The sequence below is a fragment of the Streptacidiphilus anmyonensis genome, from assembly GCF_000787855.1.
Lineage (GTDB): Bacteria > Actinomycetota > Actinomycetes > Streptomycetales > Streptomycetaceae > Streptacidiphilus > Streptacidiphilus anmyonensis.
In genome coordinates, this window is sequence record NZ_BBPQ01000002.1 from 115,071 (window position 1) to 136,123 (window position 21,053).

General features: G+C 74.2%; 16 protein-coding genes and 1 pseudogene. 5 read left to right on the forward strand and 12 right to left on the reverse strand.

Annotated features, from left to right (window positions below):
- Nucleotides 1-4 precede the first annotated feature (4 nt).
- The 10 genes from TR50_RS03150 to TR50_RS03195 form a co-directional block, all read right to left on the reverse strand.
- Complete coding sequence (locus tag TR50_RS03150; RefSeq protein ID WP_052440640.1) at nucleotides 5-1,186, reverse strand: GNAT family N-acetyltransferase; 1,182 nt, start codon at nucleotides 1,184-1,186, stop codon at nucleotides 5-7.
- Nucleotides 1,183-1,932 carry a Wzz/FepE/Etk N-terminal domain-containing protein gene (locus TR50_RS03155; protein ID WP_052440642.1) on the reverse strand — a complete coding sequence of 250 codons (750 nt, stop codon included), beginning with the start codon at nucleotides 1,930-1,932 and terminating at the stop codon, nucleotides 1,183-1,185. The genes TR50_RS03150 and TR50_RS03155 overlap by 4 nt, the downstream gene beginning before the upstream one ends.
- Nucleotides 1,922-3,103 carry a glycosyltransferase gene (locus TR50_RS03160; RefSeq protein WP_236654238.1) on the reverse strand — a complete coding sequence of 394 codons (1,182 nt, stop codon included), beginning with the start codon at nucleotides 3,101-3,103 and terminating at the stop codon, nucleotides 1,922-1,924. The genes TR50_RS03155 and TR50_RS03160 overlap by 11 nt, the downstream gene beginning before the upstream one ends.
- Complete coding sequence (locus tag TR50_RS03165) at nucleotides 3,100-3,942, reverse strand: polysaccharide deacetylase family protein (RefSeq protein WP_084699692.1); 843 nt, start codon at nucleotides 3,940-3,942, stop codon at nucleotides 3,100-3,102. Before TR50_RS03165 ends, TR50_RS03160 begins: the two co-directional genes overlap by 4 nt.
- Nucleotides 3,932-5,800 carry a murein biosynthesis integral membrane protein MurJ gene (gene murJ / locus TR50_RS03170; protein WP_084699737.1) on the reverse strand — a complete coding sequence of 623 codons (1,869 nt, stop codon included), beginning with the start codon at nucleotides 5,798-5,800 and terminating at the stop codon, nucleotides 3,932-3,934. The genes TR50_RS03165 and murJ overlap by 11 nt, the downstream gene beginning before the upstream one ends.
- Complete coding sequence (locus TR50_RS03175) at nucleotides 5,797-7,203, reverse strand: O-antigen ligase family protein (RefSeq protein ID WP_236654239.1); 1,407 nt, start codon at nucleotides 7,201-7,203, stop codon at nucleotides 5,797-5,799. Before TR50_RS03175 ends, murJ begins: the two co-directional genes overlap by 4 nt.
- Before the next feature lie 5 nt (nucleotides 7,204-7,208).
- On the reverse strand, nucleotides 7,209-8,708 hold the full coding sequence (locus tag TR50_RS03180) for a sugar transferase (protein WP_042413654.1): 1,500 nt from the start codon (nucleotides 8,706-8,708) through the stop codon (nucleotides 7,209-7,211).
- Between the two features lie 153 nt (nucleotides 8,709-8,861).
- The gene (locus TR50_RS03185) at nucleotides 8,862-10,040 is read right to left on the reverse strand and encodes a glycosyltransferase family 4 protein (RefSeq protein WP_063774980.1); all 1,179 of its coding nucleotides are present in this window, start codon (nucleotides 10,038-10,040) and stop codon (nucleotides 8,862-8,864) included.
- Nucleotides 10,041-10,208: 168 nt separating this feature from the next.
- Nucleotides 10,209-12,701, reverse strand: a complete 2,493-nt coding sequence (locus TR50_RS03190; RefSeq protein ID WP_084699693.1) for an MFS transporter — start codon at nucleotides 12,699-12,701, stop codon at nucleotides 10,209-10,211.
- 177 nt (nucleotides 12,702-12,878) lie between these two features.
- Nucleotides 12,879-13,319, reverse strand: coding sequence for an SRPBCC family protein (locus tag TR50_RS03195; protein WP_042413658.1), 441 nt, complete (start codon nucleotides 13,317-13,319; stop codon nucleotides 12,879-12,881).
- A 115-nt stretch (nucleotides 13,320-13,434) separates the two neighbouring features.
- On the opposite strand from TR50_RS03195, the gene TR50_RS03200 reads away from it, so the two are divergent.
- From TR50_RS03200 to TR50_RS50315, 3 genes and pseudogenes are all read left to right on the forward strand, one after another.
- A complete protein-coding gene (locus TR50_RS03200; RefSeq protein ID WP_042413661.1) occupies nucleotides 13,435-14,454 on the forward strand; it encodes an acetamidase/formamidase family protein in 1,020 nt (339 codons plus the stop codon).
- An 11-nt stretch (nucleotides 14,455-14,465) separates the two neighbouring features.
- Nucleotides 14,466-14,987, forward strand: a pseudogene (locus tag TR50_RS50310) (NUDIX domain-containing protein); the annotation flags it as partial.
- Nucleotides 14,988-15,356: 369 nt separating this feature from the next.
- Nucleotides 15,357-15,704 carry a VOC family protein gene (locus TR50_RS50315; RefSeq protein WP_236654266.1) on the forward strand — a complete coding sequence of 116 codons (348 nt, stop codon included), beginning with the start codon at nucleotides 15,357-15,359 and terminating at the stop codon, nucleotides 15,702-15,704.
- 65 nt (nucleotides 15,705-15,769) lie between these two features.
- On the opposite strand, the gene TR50_RS42255 is transcribed toward TR50_RS50315, so the two are convergent.
- Together TR50_RS42255 and TR50_RS03215 are read right to left on the reverse strand one after the other, a co-directional pair.
- The gene (locus tag TR50_RS42255; RefSeq protein WP_052440647.1) at nucleotides 15,770-17,038 is read right to left on the reverse strand and encodes an HNH endonuclease signature motif containing protein; all 1,269 of its coding nucleotides are present in this window, start codon (nucleotides 17,036-17,038) and stop codon (nucleotides 15,770-15,772) included.
- Nucleotides 17,039-17,277: 239 nt separating this feature from the next.
- Nucleotides 17,278-18,192 (reverse strand): LysR family transcriptional regulator, encoded by a 915-nt coding sequence (locus tag TR50_RS03215; RefSeq protein WP_042413664.1) that lies wholly within the window; start codon nucleotides 18,190-18,192, stop codon nucleotides 17,278-17,280.
- A gap of 76 nt (nucleotides 18,193-18,268) precedes the next feature.
- Between TR50_RS03215 and TR50_RS03220 the strand changes: the two genes are divergently transcribed.
- Both TR50_RS03220 and TR50_RS03225 read left to right on the forward strand, forming a co-directional pair.
- Nucleotides 18,269-19,021 carry a CTP synthase C-terminal region-related (seleno)protein gene (locus TR50_RS03220; RefSeq protein ID WP_042413668.1) on the forward strand — a complete coding sequence of 251 codons (753 nt, stop codon included), beginning with the start codon at nucleotides 18,269-18,271 and terminating at the stop codon, nucleotides 19,019-19,021.
- Nucleotides 19,022-19,250: 229 nt separating this feature from the next.
- Nucleotides 19,251-21,035 (forward strand): 3-hydroxyacyl-CoA dehydrogenase family protein, encoded by a 1,785-nt coding sequence (locus TR50_RS03225; protein ID WP_042413671.1) that lies wholly within the window; start codon nucleotides 19,251-19,253, stop codon nucleotides 21,033-21,035.
- Nucleotides 21,036-21,053: the final 18 nt, after the last annotated feature.

Genomic DNA, 21,053 nt, shown 5'->3' on the forward strand with positions numbered 1-21,053 from the left:
GAGGTTAAGTGACGTGGGGCACGAGCCGGCCCTTGAGCACGCGCAGGCGGTTCCTGACCTCCTTCAGCCAGGGCATGCGGCGGCGGACGAAGTCCTTCGCGCGGTCCTGCGCGCAGACCAGGCCGGCCGTGACCGCGACGGTCGGAGCGGAGCCGAGGAGCAGGCGCTCGTTGTGCGCCGGGTCCGGGCGCCAGCGCTGCTTGTACGGCTCGTCGCCGCGCAGCAGGCTCACCTCCGTGCGGCCGGTGTCGACCGCGTGGTTGAGGGACTCCCCGAACAGCATCCCGGCGATGTCGACCCGCTCACGCGCCTCCGGGTGGACGCCGTAGACGTAGAGGGCGACCATCGCGCTGCTCTGGAGCATCAGGTCGCAGGCGATGAGGCGGCCGTCGAGCCGGTACTCGCGCAGTTGCGCGCGTTCGGTCGCGGCCATGCCGGCAGCCGCGGCGCGGAGGTGGGAGGCGAAGCGCTCGCGCATGTGCTCGGGGGTGGCGCCGCGGTCGCGCCACTGCAGGGCGTGCAGCGCGAGCATACGGTCGACCGACTCCGGCACCTCCCAGGCGGGCACGAGGCGGACCTCGACACCGGCGGCGGCCAGCTTGCGGAGTTTCACCCTGGTGCGCTGGGCGGTCCGGCCCGGCAGCCTCGTCAGCAACTGGTCCATGGGCATGCTGGGCAGGTGCTGGACCAGGGACGCGGGCAGCTTGCGCGCCGATCGGGGCCAGTGGGTGGCCAGGGTGTGGACCGCGGCGTCCGCGCGGACCTCGGGGAGGTCGACGCGGGCGAAGGGTCCGGGCAGCTCCGCCGCGAGCGCCGCGGCGAGCCGTCGTGCCGCCTCGTCCGCGCACGCGCCGTCCAGCAGCACGTCGTGGAAGTCGGTGATCTCCGCGCCGAGCGGCCGCAGGACCCTGCCGTCGCGATACAGGGGGGCGAGCGCGACCAGTCGTCCGTCCCGACGGACCGTCACCACGCGCAGGCGGCCCGGTCGGCCGTAGCTGTGCCACCAGGAGGCGAGCCAGGCGTGGGACTGGAACGGCGTCGCTCCGGGGCTGCGCTCCTGGAGCTCGTTCCACTCCCCCGCGAGCGCGTCCAGCGCGCGCCCGTCGCGCACCACGGCGGTCTCGTAGCACGGTGCGGCCTCGGCGGGGACGCCGCCGGCCGCGTCGGAGCGGACGACCGTGGTCATGCGCCCGTCCCCGCGGGCTCGCGCTGCTGCTCCGGCACGGTCGCGGGGTCCGCCGTCCCGGCCGCTGTCCCGCCCCCACGCGAGCCCGCGCCGCCCGCACCGCCCGCACCGCTCGTGCCGCCCGCACCGCCCGCGCCCGGGCGGGCCAGCAGCGCCAGGCTGCCCAGCAGCACGCCCGCCGCGCCGCCGACGGCCACGTCGAGGCTGCCCGAGGGCGAGGAGGGCGACGCGGGCGCGGCCGCCTGCGCGAGGGCGATCAGGCGCACATGCGTCTGCTGCGCGGTGGTCTGGCCGAAGGCCACCATGGAACGCGCGACCGCGTTCGCCTCGTCGGCGGCCAGCCGGGCCGAGCCCGCGCTGCCCGTGATCTGGATCATCGGCGCGTCCGGGGAGGTCTGCGCCTGGACGTCCTTCGCCAGCTGACGCATCGGCACACCGGTCTCCGCGGCGGCGTCCGCCAGGATCTCCGGCTGCGCGACGACCCGGCCGTAGGCCTGGGCGAAGCTGACGGCGGAGGCGCTGTCCGCGCCCTGGTCCGCGACCGCCATCACGTAGGCGTCGGACTGGTACTGCGGGGCGGCCACCAGCGCGTACGCGCCGCCCGCCACGGCTCCCGCCGGCACCGCCACCAGCAGCGGCCACCACCTGCGCAGCGCCGACCGCAGCAGCGGCGCGGACCGGCGCTCGCCGGCGTGCGACGCGGGTGCTGACGGTGCGGACGCGCTCTGCTTCTCGCTATCGGGCACGGGTCATCTCCTTCTGGTGTGCGATGCGGTGACGTTCGACGCGTTCGGCCGGCGCGGACTCCCCGAAGCCCGCGAGCTCCGCGTAGACCGCCGCGACGCGGGGGGCGAGGCGGGTGATGTCGTAGCGGCCCGGGACCGGGCCGACCGCGCGCGGCGGACGGCGGGTCAGCAGCGGGCGCAGGGCGGCCGCGTAGGCGGAGGGGGTGGGCTCGGTGCGGGCACTGCCGCCGCGGCCCAGGGCCAGCTGCTCCTGGACCGGGAGCTCGGACAGCGCCGGGCCGGAGGACCAGAAGACCGGGAGGCCGGAGGCGAGACCCTCGACGAGGACCAGACCGAAGGTCTCCCCCGCCGAGGGCGCCGCGAGCGCGTCCATCGCGGCCAGCAGCGCCGGCACGTCGTCCCGCTCGCCGGTCAGCACGACCCGGTCCGCGACGCCGCGCTCGCGGGCCTGCGCGAGCAGCGCGGCGTGCTCGGGACCGGCGCCCACGACCAGCAGGTGCGCCTCGGGCGGAAGCAGTGCGAGCGCGTCGACCAGGACGTCGAAGCGCTTGCCGGGCACCAGGCGTCCGACCGCGCCGACGACGAACGCGTCGGCGGGCAGCCCGAGCGACGCGCGCGGCGCCGCGTCGACGCGGTAGGCGGCGGGGTCGACGCCGTTGGGCACGACCCTGATCCGCTCCTCCGGCACGTCCCAGGTGCGCAGTTGACGGGCCGTCGCCTCGGAGACGGCGATGGTGACCCGGCCGAGCCGCTCGGTGGCCAGGTAGAGCCGCCGCACGGCCGCGCCGGTGCGGCGGCCCTCCAGCACGCCGGGCTGGAGCGAGTGCTCGGTGGCCAGCACGGCCCGCACGCCCGCCAGCCGGGCGGCCACCCGGCCGTAGACGCAGGCGCGGTAGAGGTGGCAGTGCACCAGGTCGTAGCGGCCCTCGCGGATCAGCCGGACCAGGCGCGGCAGCGCGGCCAGGTCGCGGTTGCCGCGCATGCCGAGCTCGTGCACGGTCACGCCGTCGGCGCGCAGCCCGTCGGCCACGGTGCCCGCCTCGCACAGGGCGACGACCTCGCAGTCGATCCCGGCGGGCAGATGCCGCAGCAGCAGCCGCAGCTGCTGCTCCGCGCCGCCCGCGTGCAGGCCGGTGACGACGTGCAGCACCCGCAGCCCGGGGCCGCTCACGCGGTCCACCCCCGCAGCGCGTGCCGGGCGCGCTTGGCACGCAGCCGCAGGCCGCCGTCGCGCTCGCCGACGTAGCACCGCGGCAGCGCCCAGCGGCTGGTGGCGCTCTGGTGGCTGATGCCCGCGCCGTAGTCGTAGCCCGCGGCGGCGACGGCCCGCTCGGCGGCGTCGTCGACCGCGCCGTAGGGGTAGCAGAAGCCGGTGACGGGCCGCTGGACGACGCTCTCCAGCACCTCGCGGCTGCGCCGCGCCTCGGTGGCCAGCTCCTCCTCGCCGAGGCCCGTCATCCGGCGGTGGCTGAGCCCGTGCGAGCCGATCTCCACTCCGGCTTCGGCCAGTTGGCGCACCTGCTCGATGGTCACCAGCGGCTTGCGCGGCGCGTCGGCGTCCCAGACGTTGTGGCCGCCCATGCGTCCGGCGACGACGTACAGCGTCGCCGTGAAGCCGTGGACCCGCAGCACCGGCAGCACCTGGCGCGGGAAGTCGGCGTAGCCGTCGTCGAAGGTCAGTCCGACCAGCCCGTCCGTGGCCCGCTGCTCGTAGGCCCGGACCAGTTCGCACATGGACACCCCGCGCAGCCCCTGCCGGTGCAGCCAGGCCAGCTGCGCGGCGAAGCGCTGCGGCGAGACGGTGAGCAGGTACGGGTCCTGCGGGCCGGAGTCGACGGAGTGGTACATCAGCGTCCACGGCGGGCGGCCGAGCAGCGCGGGGCGCGGCGAGGCGCTCCCCTCCGGCCGCGGCTGGGCGACGACGTCCGGCCTGGCCGTCCCTTCCGCATCCACGGGCGGGGGCGTGTCGCCCGCCGCCTGCAGCCCACCCCGAAGCGGTTCAGCGACCATCGACCTCTCCTGTCGCGCGTTCGATCCCTGTGGTGTGTCGGCCCGTCATGTAGCGGCCTGTCCTGTGTCGGTCCGTGCTGTGTCGGTCCCGCAGCGCGGTGAGCGCGGCGAGCGCGCCGGTGACCCCGGGGGCGCGCAGGGCGCCGGCCAGAGCGAGGAAGCAGAGCAGTCCCACGGCCGCGCCGAGCACCAGCGGCGGGATCGGCCCGAGGGCGTCCAGGCCGGGAACGTTGGCGGCGAGCCAGGTGGGGCCCGCCGCGCCCGCCGCGGCGACCAGCAGCCGCAGCTGACCGCCGAGCACGGCGCGCACCCGCACCGGGATGCCGCGCACCCGCAACGCCCTGAGCAGCAGGACGGCGGTGACGCTGATGCCGGTCGCGTTGCCCGCCGCCAGCCCGGCCGCGCCCACGTGCGGCGTCAGACCGGCCGCGACGGCGACCGTGACGAGCAGGCCCGCGCCCATCGCCCGGATCGGCAGCCAGTCCGTGCGGTCCAGGGGTCGCGTGCGTCCCGCGCCACCGAAGCCGACCGCCGGGCGCGCCGCCAGGTAGGGACGGATCAGTGCGCCGACGAGGCCCTGGGCCAGCAGGCCGAGGCAGTAGACGCGCATCAGCTCGGCCGTGGCGGCGGTGTCGGCGGCGGTGAACGCGCCGCGCTCGAACAGGACGGCGACCAGCTGCGGCGCGCACGCGAAGACGACGACCGTCCCGGCCAGCACGACCGCGCCGACGACGCCGAGGTCCTTCTCGACGCGCCTCCGCGCGCCCTGGACGTCGCCCTCGGCGAGCGCGCGGGCGATCAGCGGAAAGGTCACCGTGCAGACCAGGATCCCGATGATCATCACGTTCTGGGCGACCTTCTCGGCGTAGTTGAGCTCCGAGATGGTGCCGGGCGGCAGGGAGGAGCCGATGAACCGCTCGACGAAGATCTGCGCCTGCCGGGTCAGCGTGAACAGCACCACCGGCAGCACCGCCATCGGGTTGATCACCGGCTCCGGCGTGCCCGCGCCCGGGCCGCGCGCCGTGCCGCGCGCCGTGCCGCGCGTCCGACGCACGGTCACCCGGCTGACGTGGCGCGCGAACGAGGGCAGCAGCACGGCCACCATCAGCACGCTGCCCAGCGCGACGCCGCCCGCCGCCGCCCGCACGCCGAGGCGCGCGTGGAGCAGCAGCATCACCGTCAGGATCCCGGCGTTGTACGCGATGTAGACCGCGCCGGGGAGCGTGAACCGGTGGTGCGAGCGCAGGCCCGCGCCCAGGTAGCCGACGAGGCCGAAGGGCAGCACCGTCACGGCCGCGAGCCGGGTGCAGACGACCGCCAGACCCGGGTCGGCCAGTCCCGGCGCGAGGACGCGCACCACGACCGGCGCGCCGAGCGCGACCAGCGCGGACAGCAGCGTCAGCACCAGGGCCAGCGGCGGCAGGGTCGCGGCGACCAGGGCACGGACCGGGTCGGGGCCACCCGCGCCCGCCTCCTCGGCATCCTCCGCCGCCTCCGCCCCCTCCTCCTGCGCCCGCGCCTGCCCGCGCGCGGCGAGCGCGGCGCTGAAGGCGGGGACGGTCAGGAACGCCATGCCGTCCTCGATCAGCAGCGGCGCCGCCGTCTCGGGGACGGTCCAGGAGACCAGGAAGGCGTCGGTCGCGGAGCCCGCGCCGTAGAAGCGGGCCAGCAGCAGGTCCCGCACCAGGCCGAGGACCGAACCGGCCGCGCTGAACAGCGCGGTGACGCCGAACGCCTTGGCCACGAAGCCGCGTCCGCCCGGCGCGGCGACGGGTGCCGTCGCCTCCCCCGCAGCCTCCCCCGACGCCTGCCCCGGGGCCGGCCCGGGTGCCGCGTCCGCCGCGGCCGTGACGCTCACCGCGTCGCCTCCCAGTCGGTGGGCGCGGTGCGCGGGCCGGGGATGGCGGGCAGCCCGCCACGCGCCACGGCCGACGCGCACAGGCCCAGCACGACCGAGACCAGCACGGTGGTGGTGCCGCCGATGTCGCCGTAGAGGAAGTCGACCAGCTGCCAGACGAGCAGTCCGACCACGACGGGCGTGCGGCGTGCTCCGATCAGGGTCCCGATCAGCAGCGCGCCGAAGGCGGTGATGCCGATCAGGCCCTGCTCGCTGAGGACCAGCATGTACATGTTGTGGGGCGAGAGCAGCGGCTCGCGGGAGAAGCCCGCGCCCGCGCCCGCGGTGTCACTGCCGGAGGAGAGCCGCAGCGGCGCGTGGGCGTCGCGGAAGGCGGGGAACTCCTTGGGGCCGACACCGGTCAGCGGGTGCTCGCGCCAGATCCGTCCGGCGGTCGTCCACAGGTCGTAGCGGTCCGTCACGGACTGGTCGGCCTCGCCGGTGACGGCGCCGATGCTGCTGAGCCGGGCCGCCACCGTGCCGTCGCCGCCGTTGCCCTGGCCGACCACGCCCGCGGCGGTGAGGCCGCCGAGCACCACCACGCCGACCGCCGCGAGGACGACGCCGCCGCGCACCAGCAGCCGGACGTCGGCGAGGGCCAGCATCAGCGTCACGGCGACCGCCGTGGCGATCCAGCTGCCGCGGCTGAAGGAGAGCGCGAGCGGCACGACCAGGGCCGCGGCCGCCAGGGCCCACCAGGCCGCAGCCTTGCGCCGCCGCTCGCGCCGCGCCTCCAGCGACAGCCCGAGGGAGGCCAGCACACCGAAGCTGACGACCACGGACATCGCCATCACGTCCTGCGCGCCGAAGGTGCCGACGGCGCGGGAGTCGCCGCCCGCGTAGGAGGCGCCGGTGCCGGTCAGGTACTGTTCCACGCCGACCGCGCCCTCGACCAGCGCCGCCACCGCGAAGGCCGTCAACGCCAGCCGCAGGTCGCGGCGGTCGCGAACCGCCTGGACGACGGCCACCGGCACGATCACGAAGATCTGCACGAAGCGCACGAAGCCCGACAGGCTCTCGTGCGGGTCCTGCGAGGCGGCCGTCGCCAGGCCCACGGCCAGCAGCACACCGCCCAGCAGCAGCGCCGTCGAGCCGGAGAGGAAACGCGTCCGCCGCCACAGCGCGAACGGCAGCGTGAGCGCGACCAGCGCCAGCGACCCGACGTCCGCCGGGGTCACGTGCACGGCCGCCGTGACGTCCTGGTCGCCCGTCGGCACGCAGACCAGCAGGATCGTCAGCGCGACCAGCTGCGCCGGGCTGAGCGCCGCGCGCACACGCGGCAGCAGCGCCGCCGCCGGGCCGCCCCGGACAGGCCCCCGGCCCGGACCTCCCGGTCGGGCCTGCTGTCCCAGTTGTGGGGACACCGACGTCAACTCCCGTCCGTCCGCAGAACAGTGAGCACCGTGCGGAGGAGGATCTTGACGTCCTGCCACAGGCTCCAGCTGTCGATGTAATAGTTGTCGAACCGCGCCCGGTCCTCGATGGAGGTGTCCCCGCGCAGGCCGTTGACCTGGGCGAAGCCGGTCAGCCCGACCGGGACGCGGTGGCGCTCGCGATAGCGCGGGTAGGCCTGGGTGAAGCGCATCACGAAGTACGGGCGCTCCGGCCGCGGGCCGACCAGGCTCATCTCGCCGCGCAGCACGTTCCACAGCTGCGGCAGCTCGTCCAGCGAGGCGCGGCGCAGGAACCGCCCGACCGGGCCGAGGCGCTGGTCGTCGGCGATGTTCCAGCGGGTGGCCGACTCGTGTTCGTCGACCGGTCGCAGGGTGCGGAACTTCAGCACCGTGAACGGGCGCCCGTCCAGGCCGATCCGCTCCTGACGGAAAATCACCCCGGGGCCGCTCTCCAGCCGCACGGCGACCGCGCAGAGCAGCAGCACCGGGGAGAGCAGCAGCAGGCCGAGGCCCGCGCAGCAGGCGTCGAAGGCCCGTTTGACCGCCCAGCTGGGCCGCTGCATCGGGGCACTGCCCAGGCGCAGACAGGGGAAGCCCCACAGGTGGTCCCCGACGGCGGTGCGCCGGCCGGCGTGCTCGAAGGCGGCGTAGTCCGGGAAGGACGGCACGAACCAGACGTCGCAGCCGAAGTCGGTGCTGGTGCGCAGCATCTGCGGGGCCCAGTCCTCGTCGGCGCCGCCGCCGGTGAGGATCACGTCGCGGATGTCGCCGCGCGGCAGCTCGCGGAGCAGCGCCTCCGGTCCGCCCACCACCGGCACGGGGAAGTCGGCGGGCAGGAAGAGCGGGTCGGCGTCGACGAAGCCGACCGGGCGCAGCCCGTACTCCGGGTGCTCCAGCAGCGCGGCGGCGACCCGCTGGCCCACGTGGCCCGCGCCCGCGATCAGGGTCGGCCGGGGCGCGCGGCGGCGTCGCGCACGCAGCGACCGGTAGACGGCGGCGCGTCCGGCCGCGTCCAGCGCCATATGGGCGAGGAGCAGCAGCGACAGCACGCGGATGTCGGCCGGGATGACGGCGGGCAGGTCGAAGGGCAGCAGCAGGGTCTGCAGGCAGCGTTCCAGGGTGAGCGCGAAGGCGAGGGCGATGGCGGCGCGTCCGGCCAGTCCCGGCAGTTCGTCCAGCACCGAGGGCGCGAGACGCAGCCGGTACTGCCCGCCCGTGGAGTACATGAGCACCAGCACCGGCAGCAGTCCGCAGGCGGCGCGCAGGGTGGCCACCGCGCCACCGGGAAGCACCAGCGCGAGGGCACCGACGGTGGCCAGCATGTCGACCGCGAGCAGCGTGACCGGGACGCCGGTGCCGCCGCGCACCGCGGGGGCGCCGGCCGAGGAGGAGAGGCCGGAGCCGGGCCGGCGCACGGGTGCGAAGCCCACCGCTCCGACGCCCGCAGGCAGTTCCTCGTTGTCGATCGTGGTCATCCGCGCACGTACTCCCCTGCCGGAGGTAGCACCTGCCGCCGTGGTCGGCATCGACGCCGTCTCACGGGGAAAGGAATGATGCAGGCAAATAGGACATTACAGAATTTCTACTCAGAATCCCGGGGGCAGCAAGTGGTTTCACACCATTGACCATTAGTCAGACTTTCCGACCCGATGGCCGAGGGCCGCGCTCGGCGCGGCGGGCGCGGGAACGCGCCGCGACTGCAGCACCGCCGCGTACACCTCACCCATCAACATCCTTGTGGCGCGCAGGTCGTGGCGTTCCAGGGCACGGGCGCGGGAACGGTGTCCCAGCTCCGCGGCCAGCTCCAGATCGGACATCAACCGGACGAGTGACGTCGCGAGCGTCCTGGTATCGCCCACCGGCACCGGAAACTGCTGGTCGCCCAGAATCTCCCGGGCCCCCGCGACGTCCGACAACACCACCGGACGCGAACAGGCCATCGCCTCCAGCGGAGCCAGGGCCATCCCCTCCCACCGGGACGGCAGCACCGACATGTCCGAGGCCGCGTACCACGGCCTCGGATCCTCGACCCGCCCCGCGAAGACGACGCTCTCCGGCACGGCCAGCTGCGCCGCCTGCTCCTCCAGCGCACCCCGGTCCGGCCCGTCGCCGACCAGGGCCAGCCGCGCGTGCGGCAGCTCCGCCAGCACCTCGCCCCAGGCTCGGAGCAGCAGGTCCTGCCCCTTCTGCCGGCACAGCCGCGCCACGCACACCGCGAGCGGCGCGTGCTGGGACAGCCCGAGGGCGCGGCGGGCACGCTGTTTGGACGGCAGCGCCGCCGGGTCGTAGTGGGCCAGGTCCACGCCGTTCGGCACCAGCGCCCAGCGGGCCCGCAGCCCCGCGGCCTGCCCGTGGGCCCGCTCCGTCTCGCTGACGCAGACCAGCCGGTCGCTCCAGCGCGTCGCCCAGCGCTCCCACCGTGCGATCGCCTTGCCGGCCGGCCCCGTGACCGCCTCGAACGACCACGCGTGCGGCTGGAACACCGTCGCCACGCGGGAGCGGATCGCCATCCGCCCGACCAGCCCCGCCTTGCTGCTGTGCAGGTGCACCAGATCCGGCCGCGCGTCCGCGACGATGCGCCGCAGCGAGGCGAGCTCCTGCGGCAGCCCCGCGCCCGGGGCGCGTTCCGCGCCCCACGGCACGAGCCGCGCCCCCGCGGCGGTCACCTCCCGCGACAGCCGCCCGCCCTCCGGGCAGGGGCAGGCGACCACCACGGTGTGCCCGTCGGCGACCTGACCGCGCACCAGATCGGCGACGACCTGGGCGACACCGCCGTCGACGGGCTGAGAGACATGGAGGATGGTCAAGGGTTCACAACTGGGCACGTCGCGCAACCTATGCCGGTGGGCGGGAAAGGAACGCTCGCGCTCACCCGGGCGGTGGATACTTCTACCTCGACGGGTGAGAGGGCGTCACTTGTGAGGGACTTGTGTCGTTAATCCCGGGGATGCGGGCCGGGTCAGTCGTCCAGGCCATCAGTCGTCCAAGCGATGGGACAGGTGCAGGTCCCGTTCCGTGTGGCCGTCCTCGAGGCGCAGGGCGGTGGCCACCGGCGGGTAGCCCGCCGCGATCACGGTGTACTCGCCCGGCTCCAGATCGGTGAAGCGGAAGGCCCCGTCCTCACCCGTGAGCGCCGCCGCGACCACCACGCCGGCCGCGTCGAGGAGGGTGACCCGGGCGTCCGCCACCGGTCGCCCGGCCGTGGTGCGGACCGTGCCGCGCAGGGTGCCGCTGCCTGCCAGGGCGACGTCCTGGCGCGTCTCGATGTTCGGCGCGACGTCCACCGCCATCGCCGCCGGGCGGTACGCCCGCGCGCTGACGGTCAGCGTGTAGACGCCGGAGACCAGGTCGCGGAACGCGTACGCGCCGTCGGAGTCCGCGTGGGCGCTGGCCACGACCTCGCCGTGACCGTCCGTCAGGGTGACCGACGCGCCCGCGACGGGCGCGCCCTCCGCGCTGCGGATCGCGCCCGCCAGGCGGCCGGTGCCGCCGAGGACGACGTCGACCTCGACCGGGCGGCCGCCCACCGTGACGGTGACCGCCTGCGGCTGGTGGCCGGGGGCCGCAGCGATGAGCACGTAGTTGCCGTTGCGCGGAGCGGCCAGCGCCCAGCGGCCGTCGCCGCCGCTGCCGGTGCGGGCGATCTGTCGGCCGTCGAGGTCGACGAGCGTCAGCACGGCACGCGGCACGCCCGTCCGGTCGGTCTGCAGCACGGCTCCGGTGACCGGTGTGCCGGTCGACGGCGCCTGCGGCGGAACGGCCGAGGGCACGGACGAGGACGTCGACGAGGAGGCGGGCGAGGCGGAGGGGGCGGATTCCGAGGTGAAGTCCTCCGGCCCGGCGTGGGTCACCAACGGTTTCTCCTTCAACAGGAAGCCCAGTAGGAAGCCCAGCGCCAGCACGGGCGCCAGGTAGAGGAAGACGCGCGGCATCGCGGCCGCGAAGGCCTGCACGTACGCGTCGCGCAGCGGCGGCGGGAGGTGGTGGACCAGCTCCGGGGTGATCGCGTTGTCCGCCCGCAGGCCGCGCTGCGCGAGCTGGTGCGCGAAGCGGGAGGAGAAGATCGTGCCGAAGACCGCCGCGCCGACCGAACCGCCGATCTGCCGCATGTAGTTGTTGGCCGAGGTGGCCGCGCCGATGTCACCCGGGGAGACGGAGTTCTGCACCGCGAGGACCAGCACCGGCAGGGCGAGGCCGACTCCCAGACCGAGCACGGCCATGGCCACGCTCTGCGCGGTGTAGGAGCTGCGGGCGTCCAGCAGGCCGAGCAGGACCATGCCGGCCGTGCTGAGCGCGCCGCCCAGCAGGGGATAGATCCTGTAGCGGCCGGTCCGGCTGATCAGCTGGCCGGTGCCGATGGAGCCGACCACGACGCCGCCCATGAGCGGCAGCATCTTCAGACCGGAGCCGGTGGCGCTCGCGCCGTCGACCATCTGCAGGAAGCTCGGCAGGTAGCTGGCCGCGCCGAACAGGCCGACGCCGACGACCAGGCCGATCAGCCCGGAGACGGTGAAGACGCTGTCGCGGAAGAGCCGCAGCGGGATCGCAGGCGCGTAGCCGTGCCGCTCGGCCAGCAGTTCGACGGGCACGAAGAGCGCGATCGCCAGCACCGCGCCGCCGATCAGGGCGAGGATGACCGGGGAGTGCCAGGCGTACTGGCTGCCGCCCCAACTCGTGGCCAGCACCAGGCAGGTGCCGACGGCGGCGAGCAGCAGCGCGCCGAGCCAGTCCAGCCGGCCCGCCTCCCGGGGCGCGCGCCGGGTGCGGCGCGGGAGCACGAGAGTGACCACCAGCAGGGCGATGACGCCGACCGGCAGGTTGACCCAGAAGCACCAGCGCCAGCCGGGCCCGTCGGTGAGCCAGCCGCCCAGCAGCGGCCCGGCGACCGAGGAGAGCCCGAAGACGGCGCCGATCAGGCCCATGTAGCGGCCGCGCTCCCGCGGCGAGACCACGTCCGCCATGATCGCCTGCACGCCGATCATCAGCCCCCCGCCGCCGATGCCCTGGAGGGCGCGGTAGGCGATCAGCTCGTTCATGCTGTGCGAGACGCCCGACAGCGCGGAGCCCACCAGGAAGACGACGATGGCGAACTGGAAGACGGGCTTGCGCCCGATCATGTCGCCGAGCCGGCCGTAGACGGGCAGGCCGACCGTGGAGGCGAGCAGGTAGGCGGTGACGACCCAGCTCATCCGGCTGAGGCCGTCGAGGTCGCCGACGATCCGGGGCAGCGCGGTGGCGACGATGGTCTGGTCGAGCGCGGCGAGCAGCAGCGCCAGCATCAGCCCCACGAAGATCAGCCGGATCCGCGTGGGGGATTCCCGCTCCGCCGCGGGAGCGGCCGGGGGCGGGGGCGCGGCCGCCGACTCGACGGGCGGGGCCCCCGCTACGGCTGGGGTTGGGGCTACGGCTGGGGCTGGGGCTGCGTCGACCGCGGCTGTGTCGTGCACGGCGTCGTCGATCACTGGCATGCCGCGATCCTTGCAGCCTGCATCCGATCGGCCGGACCGGTGCGATCATCGCACCGAACCGACCGATCGAGTTCCACCTGCGGAGATGTGACGCCATGTCGACATTGCCGCTCGGGTGATCGGTTGCCAGATTCACCCGTCCGGAGTGTCCGGACTCCTGCGCCCCGGTTCGGGCCGTCAGGCGACGGCGTTCGCCAGGCGGCCCAGCACCTCGTCGTGGATGCGGTTGAGGCCCTTGGGCGCGAAGGTGCGCTCGAAGAAGCCGCCGATGCCGCCCGCGCCCTGCCAGGTGGTCTCGACGACGACCTTGGACGTGCCGTCGCCCGCCGGGGTGACCGTCCAGGTGATCACCATCGAGGAGTTGGCGTCCGACTCCACGAGGCGGCCCGGGGTCGGCTCGGTCACGGTGAACAGGCAGTCGCGCACGCGCTTCTCGGTGGCCTGAAGCTTCCAGTGCACGACGGTGCCCGCGCCGCGGCCGCCCTCGCGGACCTGGTACTCGCTGTACTGGGACGGCAGCAGGGTCGGACGGACCTTCTCGTAGTCGGCGACCGCGTCGAAGACCTGCTCGGGGGCGGCCTCGATGACCCGCTCGGTGACGGCGTAGACCTGGCCCATGACGTGCTCCTTGCTCGAAAGAGAGAGATGCGGGATGTGGAGGGGGAGGTTCTGGAGCAAGCCAACCACACCGGCCCCCTGGCGGCTTCGGCGCCTCCGCTGCCAAGGTGACGGCATGACGACCGAACGCGCCCGGCTGACCGTACGTCCCAAGTCCGACGAGTACGCCTGGACCTTCGGCGGCGCCGCGCCCGTGGCCCGCGTCGCGCCGGGGACGGTGCTCGACCTGACGACGGAGGACTGCTTCGCCGGGCGGGTGACGTCCGAGCGCACCCTCGTCTCCGAGGTGTGCGAGTTCCCGTTCCTGAACCCCCAGACGGGCCCGTTCTGGATCGAGGGCGCGGAGCCGGGCGACACCCTCGCCGTCCACTTCGTCTCCGTCGAACCCGCCCGCGACTGGGCGGCGTCGACCACCGTCCCGCTCTTCGGCGCGCTGACCTCCACGCACACCACCGCCACGCTCCAGGACCCGCTGCCCGAGCGCGTCTGGATCTGGGAGCTCGACCGCGCGAAGCGGCTGTGCCGCTTCTCCGCGCACGACAGCGAGCTGGTGCTGGACCTGCCGATGGATCCCATGCACGGCACCGTCGGCGTCGCCCCGGCCAATCTGGAGGTCCGCTCCGCCCTGGTGCCCGACGCCCACGGCGGCAACCTGGACACCCCGGAGATGCGCGCGGGCGTCACCTGCTTCCTCGGCGTCAACGTCGAGGGCGCCCTGTTCAGCCTCGGCGACGGACACGCCCGCCAGGGCGAGGGCGAGACCTGCGGCGTCGCGGTGGAGTGCGCGATGGAGACGGTCGTCATCGTGGACCTGCTCAAGGGCGTCGCCACGCCCTGGCCCCGCATCGAGTCGGACACGCACCTGATCTCGACGGGCTCGGCCCGCCCGCTGGAGGACGCCTTCCGGATCGCCCAACTGGACCTGGTGCAGTGGCTGGTGGCCGACTACGGCTTCTCCGCGATGGACGCCTACCAGTTCCTCTCCCAGGCGGTCGAGTCGCCGCTGGCCAACGTCTGCGACACCAACTACACCGCCGTGGCCAAGGTCCGCAAGGACTACCTCCCGCGCGGCCGCGACCCCTACCGGGGCCTGCACGCCCATCTGCGGGAGGCTGCGGCATCCTTGCTCCCGTGACCGAACCCACCGTGCCTGCCGATGCCCGGCCCCTCAATGCCGACGAGATCCTCGACGTGGTCGACGCCGAGGACCGCGTCGTCGGCCAGGCCCCGCGCGCCGAGGTGATGGCGAAGCGGCTGCGCCACCGCTGCGTGTTCGTCCTCGCCACGGACGCCGAAGGCCGCGTCTTCGTCCACCGCCGCACCCCGCAGAAGATCGTCTTCCCGTCCATGTACGACGTCTTCGTCGGCGGTGTCGTCGGCACGGGCGAGTCCTACGACGAAGCGGCGAAGCGCGAGGCGGAGGAGGAACTGGGCGTCACCGGCATCGAGGCGGAGCACCTCTTCACCTTCCTCTACAGCAGCGCCGACCACGAGTGGTTCTCCGCCGTCTACCGCGCGACCACCCCGGTCGAGGTCGCCCCGCAGGCCGAGGAGGTCGCCTGGCACGCCTTCCTGACGGAGGCGGAACTGGAGGCCGCGCTCCCCGGATGGGACGTCGTCCCTGACGGCCAGGAGGCGTGGCGGCGGCTGGAGGAGTGGCAGGCGTCGACGGCCCGCCGGCTCTCCCGGCCGGAGGCCTCGGCGGCGGTGAGCGAGCTGGGGTGGCGCCTCCTGCTGGGCACGCTGCGCACGGCGGTCCCGGTCGGGTCGCTGGCGGAGGCGGCGGCGGTCGCCGTACGGGCGACGCGGGTGTGCGGCCGCGACGCGGACGGCCACCTGCGCGTCGAGCTGCGGCACGACCGGGCGCTGCTGAGCCTCCAGTCCGCCGCAGCGGCGGACGTGACGGGCCGCGACGTCGACCTGGCGCGACGGCTGTCGGCGGCGCTGCCGACGCAGCCGCGCACGGGCGAGAGGGGCGAGGGGGGCGAGGGGGGCGACGCGGAGGCCGTGGACGCCGCGGCCCGCTCGCTGCAACTGGTGGAACTGGCCATCGACGCGCTCGACATCGCGTCGATCCGGCCGTTCTGGAAGGCGGTCCTCGGCTACACCGACGAGCCCGGCCGCGACGGTCCGACGGACGCCCTGGTGGACCCGCTCGGCCACGGCCCGTCCGTCTGGTTCCAGCACATGGACGCACCCCGTCCGCAGCGCAACCGCATCCACTTCGACGTCTGCGTGCCCCATGACGAAGCCGCACAGCGGATCGCGGCGACGTTGGCCGCAGGTGGCAGGCTGCTGTCCGATGACGCGGCTCCGGCGTTCTGGGTCCTGGCGGACGCCGAGGGCAACGAGGCGTGTGTGACCACCTGGCAGGGGCGCGACTGAGACATGAGGTGACTGGGACACGAGGCAACTGGGACACGAGGCGCGCCGTCGGGCCGCCTCGGCTCTCAGGCCGCGTAGCGGCTGTTGGGTGGAAGGGCGTCGGCGGGGAGGACGGGCCTCGGCCTCCCGTCGATCATCCGGAGTTCCCAACCGGTCGCATGGAGATCGCGGTGGTGTTCGCCGCAGAGCAGGGCGAGGTTGGCGAGGCTGGTCTCGCCGCCGTCGGCCCAGTGGACCAGATGGTGTGCCTCGCACCAGGTCGGCGGCCGGTCGCAGCCGGGCCAGACGCAGTGGCGGTCTCGCGCGACCACCGCGTCGCGCAGGTGCGCCGGAACGGTGCGGGTGGTCCGACCGATCGACACGACCTTGTCCTGTCCCCTGGTCAGGATGACGCGCAGGGCGCAGTCGCAGGACTCCTTCCGCGCCTCCCAGCGCGGGAGCTGGTAGCCCCGGGCGGTGGTCGCCACGGCCCTCGGCCGCACCAGACCGGCCAGCTCGTCGCCCTCACCGCCCTCACCGCGCTCCCCGCCGACACCGAACAGCATGGGGTGGGCGGGGCAGGACGCGCGCAGCGCGTCCAGGTCGGCGGTGATCGTCAGGTGCGGGCGCTGACAGCCCGTGGTGGGCAGCTCGTCCGAAGCGAGCGCCAGGTCGGTCACGACCTCCAGGGCGTCGCCCATGCGCTCCGACGCGTTGCGCTGGTCACCCTCGGCCGGGCGGCCCATGGCCGCCTCCAGCGCCGTGCGGAGCTTCTCGCCTGCCACCGGGGAGAGCTCACCGGAGAGGACCCAGAACGGGTCGTCACTCGTGCCCGTCGGGGACAGCTTGACCCAGGACTGGAACGCGGGCGGCGCTTCGCCGACCTCCGGGCCGTCCTCGGGGACGAGATGGGCGTGGATCTGTCGCGCAGCCTGCCGCAGCTGCGTCAGGTGCAGATTGGGAGCCTGAGCGACCATCAACTCCTCGGCGGCCTGCCGCGCCTCCGCGTCCTCGATCGGCGCGAGCTCCTTCGCCAGGATCTCCGCCTGGTCCGAGGACAGCTCACCGGCCGCCTGCGCGGCGCGCACCGTGACCAGCCGGTCCAGCCTCTCGGCCGTGCTCACGAGGTGCTTCGCGTGCCCGGCCGCCAACTGCGCGTGGACCCGCAGGAATCCGTGCGTCGAACGGCAGCGCACCGCGCCGAAGCCGTTCGTGCGGTCGAACACCGCGATCCGGCGCAGCAGCTCGGCGTCGACCATCTCCCGGAACCGGACCAGCGCCAGAATCTCCTCCGCCTGGTGCGCGGAGCCGGAGACGACGAGGTCGTCGTCGTCACGCGCGCCCAGAGCACGCACCAGCTCCCCGGCCGATGCCGGAAGCGTACGCAGCGGATCGACCAGGCCACCGGCCTGGCGAGAAGCGGAAGGGGTCAACGGGTCGGCCCGGAAGACATCCCCCAGGGAGGAGTACACCTCTCCCCTGGACGCGTCATCACTGCCCTCACACCCGCCCCCGAACAGGAGAGCGTCCATAGAACGATTATGACAGCCCGCCACCCCGCCCACCATCACTCACAAGAGTGAAAACCCGCAGCTCAGAGCTGGTTTGACCCCGTGTCCTCCAGCCCCGCGACAAAGTGTTCGACCACCCCCGTCCGCGCCCCGCTCCAGACCGCCTCCGTCCGGTGCAGCAGCCCTCCGTCCGCCAGCGGAACGGCGACGACCCCCTCCCCCGGCGGGCCCTCGCCGCCGAACGGACCTGGGACGGGAACCACGGCCAGCCCCAACCGCGCCGCCACGCACGCCGTGACGGCGCCGACCGACGGGCCGGCCAGGGCCAACGAGGGCGGAAACGCGTCCGATCCCGTCGCCCCGCGCAGCTCCGCCAGCGGGACGGCCGCGTCCGGAGCGTCGAGCCAGAAGGCGTCCTGAAGGGAGGCGAGCCGGATCCGCCGCCGCCCTTCCAGCGGGTGACCGACCGGGAGCAGCACCGCGAGCCGCCGCTGCGCCACGGGCACGGCGGAGACCGGCGCCGCCGCCGGGAGGGCGAGCGGGTCGCTCGGGGCGGCCACGCCGTCGACGACCGCCACGTCGGCCTCGCCCGCCGCCACCGCCGTCACGGCCGCCTCCCGCCCGACCAGGGACACCGCCAACTCCGCGCGCGGAAAGGCGTGTCGCGTGGCCGCAAGGGCCTGGGCCAGCGGCCGGGGCGCGGCCAGTGCGGTGACCGCCACCCGCAGCAGTCCGCGCGCGGAGCCGCCGACCCGGGCGACGTCCGCGCGAGCCGCGTCGAGACGCAGCAGGATGCCCGGCGCGTGCTCCAGCAGGCGTGCGCCGGCCTCGGTCGGGGCGACCGGGCGCCGTTGCAGCAGCGGGGCGCGCAGCTCCTGTTCGAGCGCGGCGATCTGCTGCGAGACCGCCGACTGCGTGTAGCCGAGCTCGCGCGCGGCGGCGGAGAAGGACGCGAGGCGGACGACGGTGACGAAGGTGCGCAGCTGCTGGGGGTCCACGCCGATCAGTATCGCTGATGGACGGACCACTGATCATCGTTGGACCTGAACACCCCGCCACGCCCAGGATGGACGCATGACGACGAACAGCACAGCCGCTGCCCGTATCGCCCTGGTCGGCGACCGCGATCCCAAGGTCCGCTCCCACCAGCGCATCCCGCAGCTCGCCGCCGCCCTGCTGGAACGCGACGCCGTCGCCCTCGACCTGTACTGGGTCGGCACGGACGAGATCGACTCCCCCGAGGCGCTGCGGGGCTTCGACGGGGTGTGGCTGCTGCCCGGCAGCCCCTACCGCTCCGAGGCGGGAGCCCTCGCGGCGGCCCGCGCGGCCCGCGAGAGCGGCACGCCCTTCCTCGGCACCTGCGCGGGTTTCCAGCACGCCCTGCTGGAGTTCGCCCAGGACGTCTGCGGCCTGACGGACGCCGCCCACGCCGAGAACGACCCGGACGCCGACGCGGAGCAGCTCCTGATCGCCCCGTTGGCGTGCAGCCTCGTCGGCCACGAGCTGCCGATCTCGCTGGTCCCCGGCAGCCTGGCGGAGGGCGTCCTCGGCGCGGAGCGCAGCGTCGAGCGCTACCACTGCGGCTACGGCCTCCACCCGGACTTCCCCGCGCGCCTGGAGCGGCACGGCATCGTGTTCAGCGGCCACGACGCCGCCGGCGACCCGCGCATCGCCGAGCTGCCGCGGTCGACGCACCCGTTCTTCCTGGCCACCCTCTTCCAGCCGGAGCTCGCCGGCGACGGCACCCGCCCGCACCCCTTCGTCGAGGCCTTCGCCCGCGCGGCGACCGACCACGTGCGGCGGCACGCTCTTCCTACCGGACGGTAAGCGGGGTATGGTGACTGAACCACCTCCGTCGGCGTTGGGAGCCGCCGCGACGGAAGGTTCGGGTAGCGCGTCACGCTGAGCCTGCGCCCTCGGCGTCCTTTCGCACCTTTGATCTCACGTCTTTCACCACGGTCCTCAGTCGCGCCGTGGGTCTCTCGTCACCTTTTTCTTCGCCGCCGCGTCGGAGCGGAACGACCGCGGCGTACTCCCTGCTTCCAGGAGTCACGCCATGTCCGAGAACAGTTCCGTCTTTCCTGTCGTCGCCGTCGTCGGCCTCGGCACCATGGGCGCCGGGATCGCCGAGATCGTCGCCCGCAGCGGCCGCCAGGTGATCGGGATCGAGGCCACCGCCGCCGACGCGCATGCCGCCCGCGCCCGGATCGAGGAGGCCACCGCGCACTCCGTGCGACGCGGCCGGCTCACCGAGGAGGAGCGCACCGCGCTGCTCGCCCGCATCCGGGTGACCGACGAGCTGGCCTCCGCCGCCGAGGCGCAGCTGGTGATCGAAGAGGTCCCGGAGCAACTGGAGCTCAAGCGTGAGCTCTTCGCCGAGCTGGACAAGATCTGCCCGCCGGAGACGGTCCTGGCGACCGGCACCACCGCCCTGTCCGTCACCCGCATCGCGGCCGCGACCGGCCGCCCGGAGCGCATCCTCGGCCTGCACTTCTTCAACCCCGCGCCGGTGATGCAGCTCGTCGAGGTGGTCCGCACGGTGCTGACCAGCCCGCAGGCCGCCGAGGACGCGGCGGAGTTCGCCCGCTCGCTCGGCAAGTCGCCGGTGGCGGCCGGCGACCGGGCCGGGTTCATCGTCAACGGCCTGCTCTTCGCCTATCTGAACCAGGCCGCCGCGATGTTCGAGTCGCGCTACGCCAGCCGCGAGGACATCGACGCCGCCATGCGCTTCGGCTGCGGCCTGCCGATGGGCCCGCTGGCCCTGCTCGACCTGATCGGCATCGACACCGCGAAGACCGTGCTGGAGGCGATGTACGCGCAGTCGCACGACCGGCTGCACGCGCCCGCGCCTATCCTGGGCCAGCTGTCGGCCGCCGGGCTGCTGGGCCGCAAGTCCGGCCGCGGCTTCTACACGTACGCCGCTCCCGGCTCCTCCGAGGTCGTCGCCGACCCGGGCGCGACCGCCACGCTGCGCGTCGCCGGGCGCGAGGTGCGCAGCGTCGGCGTCTGCGGCTCGGGCACGATGGCGACCGGCATCGCCGAGGTCTTCGCCAAGGCGGGTTACGACGTCACGATCGTCGCCCGGAGCCAGGAGAAGGCCGACAAGGCCAAGGCCGCGATCCAGAAGTCGCTGGACCGCATGGTGGCCAAGGGCCGCCTGTCCGAGGAGGACCGCGACGCGGCGCTGGCCCGGGTCACCCCGAGCGGCAGCTACGAGGACCTGCACAGCGTCGACCTGGCGATGGAGGCCGTCGCCGAGGACCTGAACGTCAAGCGCGAGCTGTTCGCGGCGCTCGACAAGATCTGCAAGCCGGGCGCGGTGCTGGCGACGACCACCTCCTCGCTGCCGGTGATCCAGTGCGCGACGGCCACCAGCCGTCCGCAGGACGTCATCGGCATGCACTTCTTCAACCCGGCCCCGGCCATGAAGCTGGTCGAGGTGGTCTCCACGGTGCTGACCGCCGAGGACGTCACCGCGACCGTGCTCGACCTGTGCGCCAAGGTCCGCAAGCACCCGGTGGAGTGCGGCGACCGGGCCGGCTTCATCGTGAACGCGCTTCTCTTCCCGTACCTGAACGACGCCGTGCGGATGATCGAGGAGCACTACGCCTCGGTGGACGACGTCGACACCGCCATGAAGCTCGGCTGCGGCTACCCGATGGGTCCGTTCGAGCTGCTGGACGTGGTCGGCCTGGACGTCTCGCTGACGATCGAGAAGGTGCTGCACGCCGAGTTCCGCGAGCCGGGCCTGGCGCCCTCGCCGCTGCTGGAGCACCTGGTGACCGCGGGCTGCCTGGGCCGCAAGACCGGCCGCGGCTTCCGCGACCACGCGCGTCGATGAGGCCAGGTAGCCTTCCGG

Coding starts and splice junctions, on each gene's coding strand:
- TR50_RS03150 (WP_052440640.1), bottom strand. CDS start 1,186: ATGACCACGGTCGTCCGCTCCGACGCGGCCGGCGGCGTCCCCGCCGAG.
- TR50_RS03165 (WP_084699692.1), bottom strand. CDS start 3,942: ATGGTCGCTGAACCGCTTCGGGGTGGGCTGCAGGCGGCGGGCGACACG.
- TR50_RS03180 (WP_042413654.1), bottom strand. CDS start 8,708: ATGACCACGATCGACAACGAGGAACTGCCTGCGGGCGTCGGAGCGGTG.
- TR50_RS03190 (WP_084699693.1), bottom strand. CDS start 12,701: ATGCCAGTGATCGACGACGCCGTGCACGACACAGCCGCGGTCGACGCA.
- TR50_RS03195 (WP_042413658.1), bottom strand. CDS start 13,319: ATGGGCCAGGTCTACGCCGTCACCGAGCGGGTCATCGAGGCCGCCCCC.
- TR50_RS03200 (WP_042413661.1), top strand. CDS start 13,435: ATGACGACCGAACGCGCCCGGCTGACCGTACGTCCCAAGTCCGACGAG.
- TR50_RS03220 (WP_042413668.1), top strand. CDS start 18,269: ATGACGACGAACAGCACAGCCGCTGCCCGTATCGCCCTGGTCGGCGAC.
- TR50_RS03225 (WP_042413671.1), top strand. CDS start 19,251: ATGTCCGAGAACAGTTCCGTCTTTCCTGTCGTCGCCGTCGTCGGCCTC.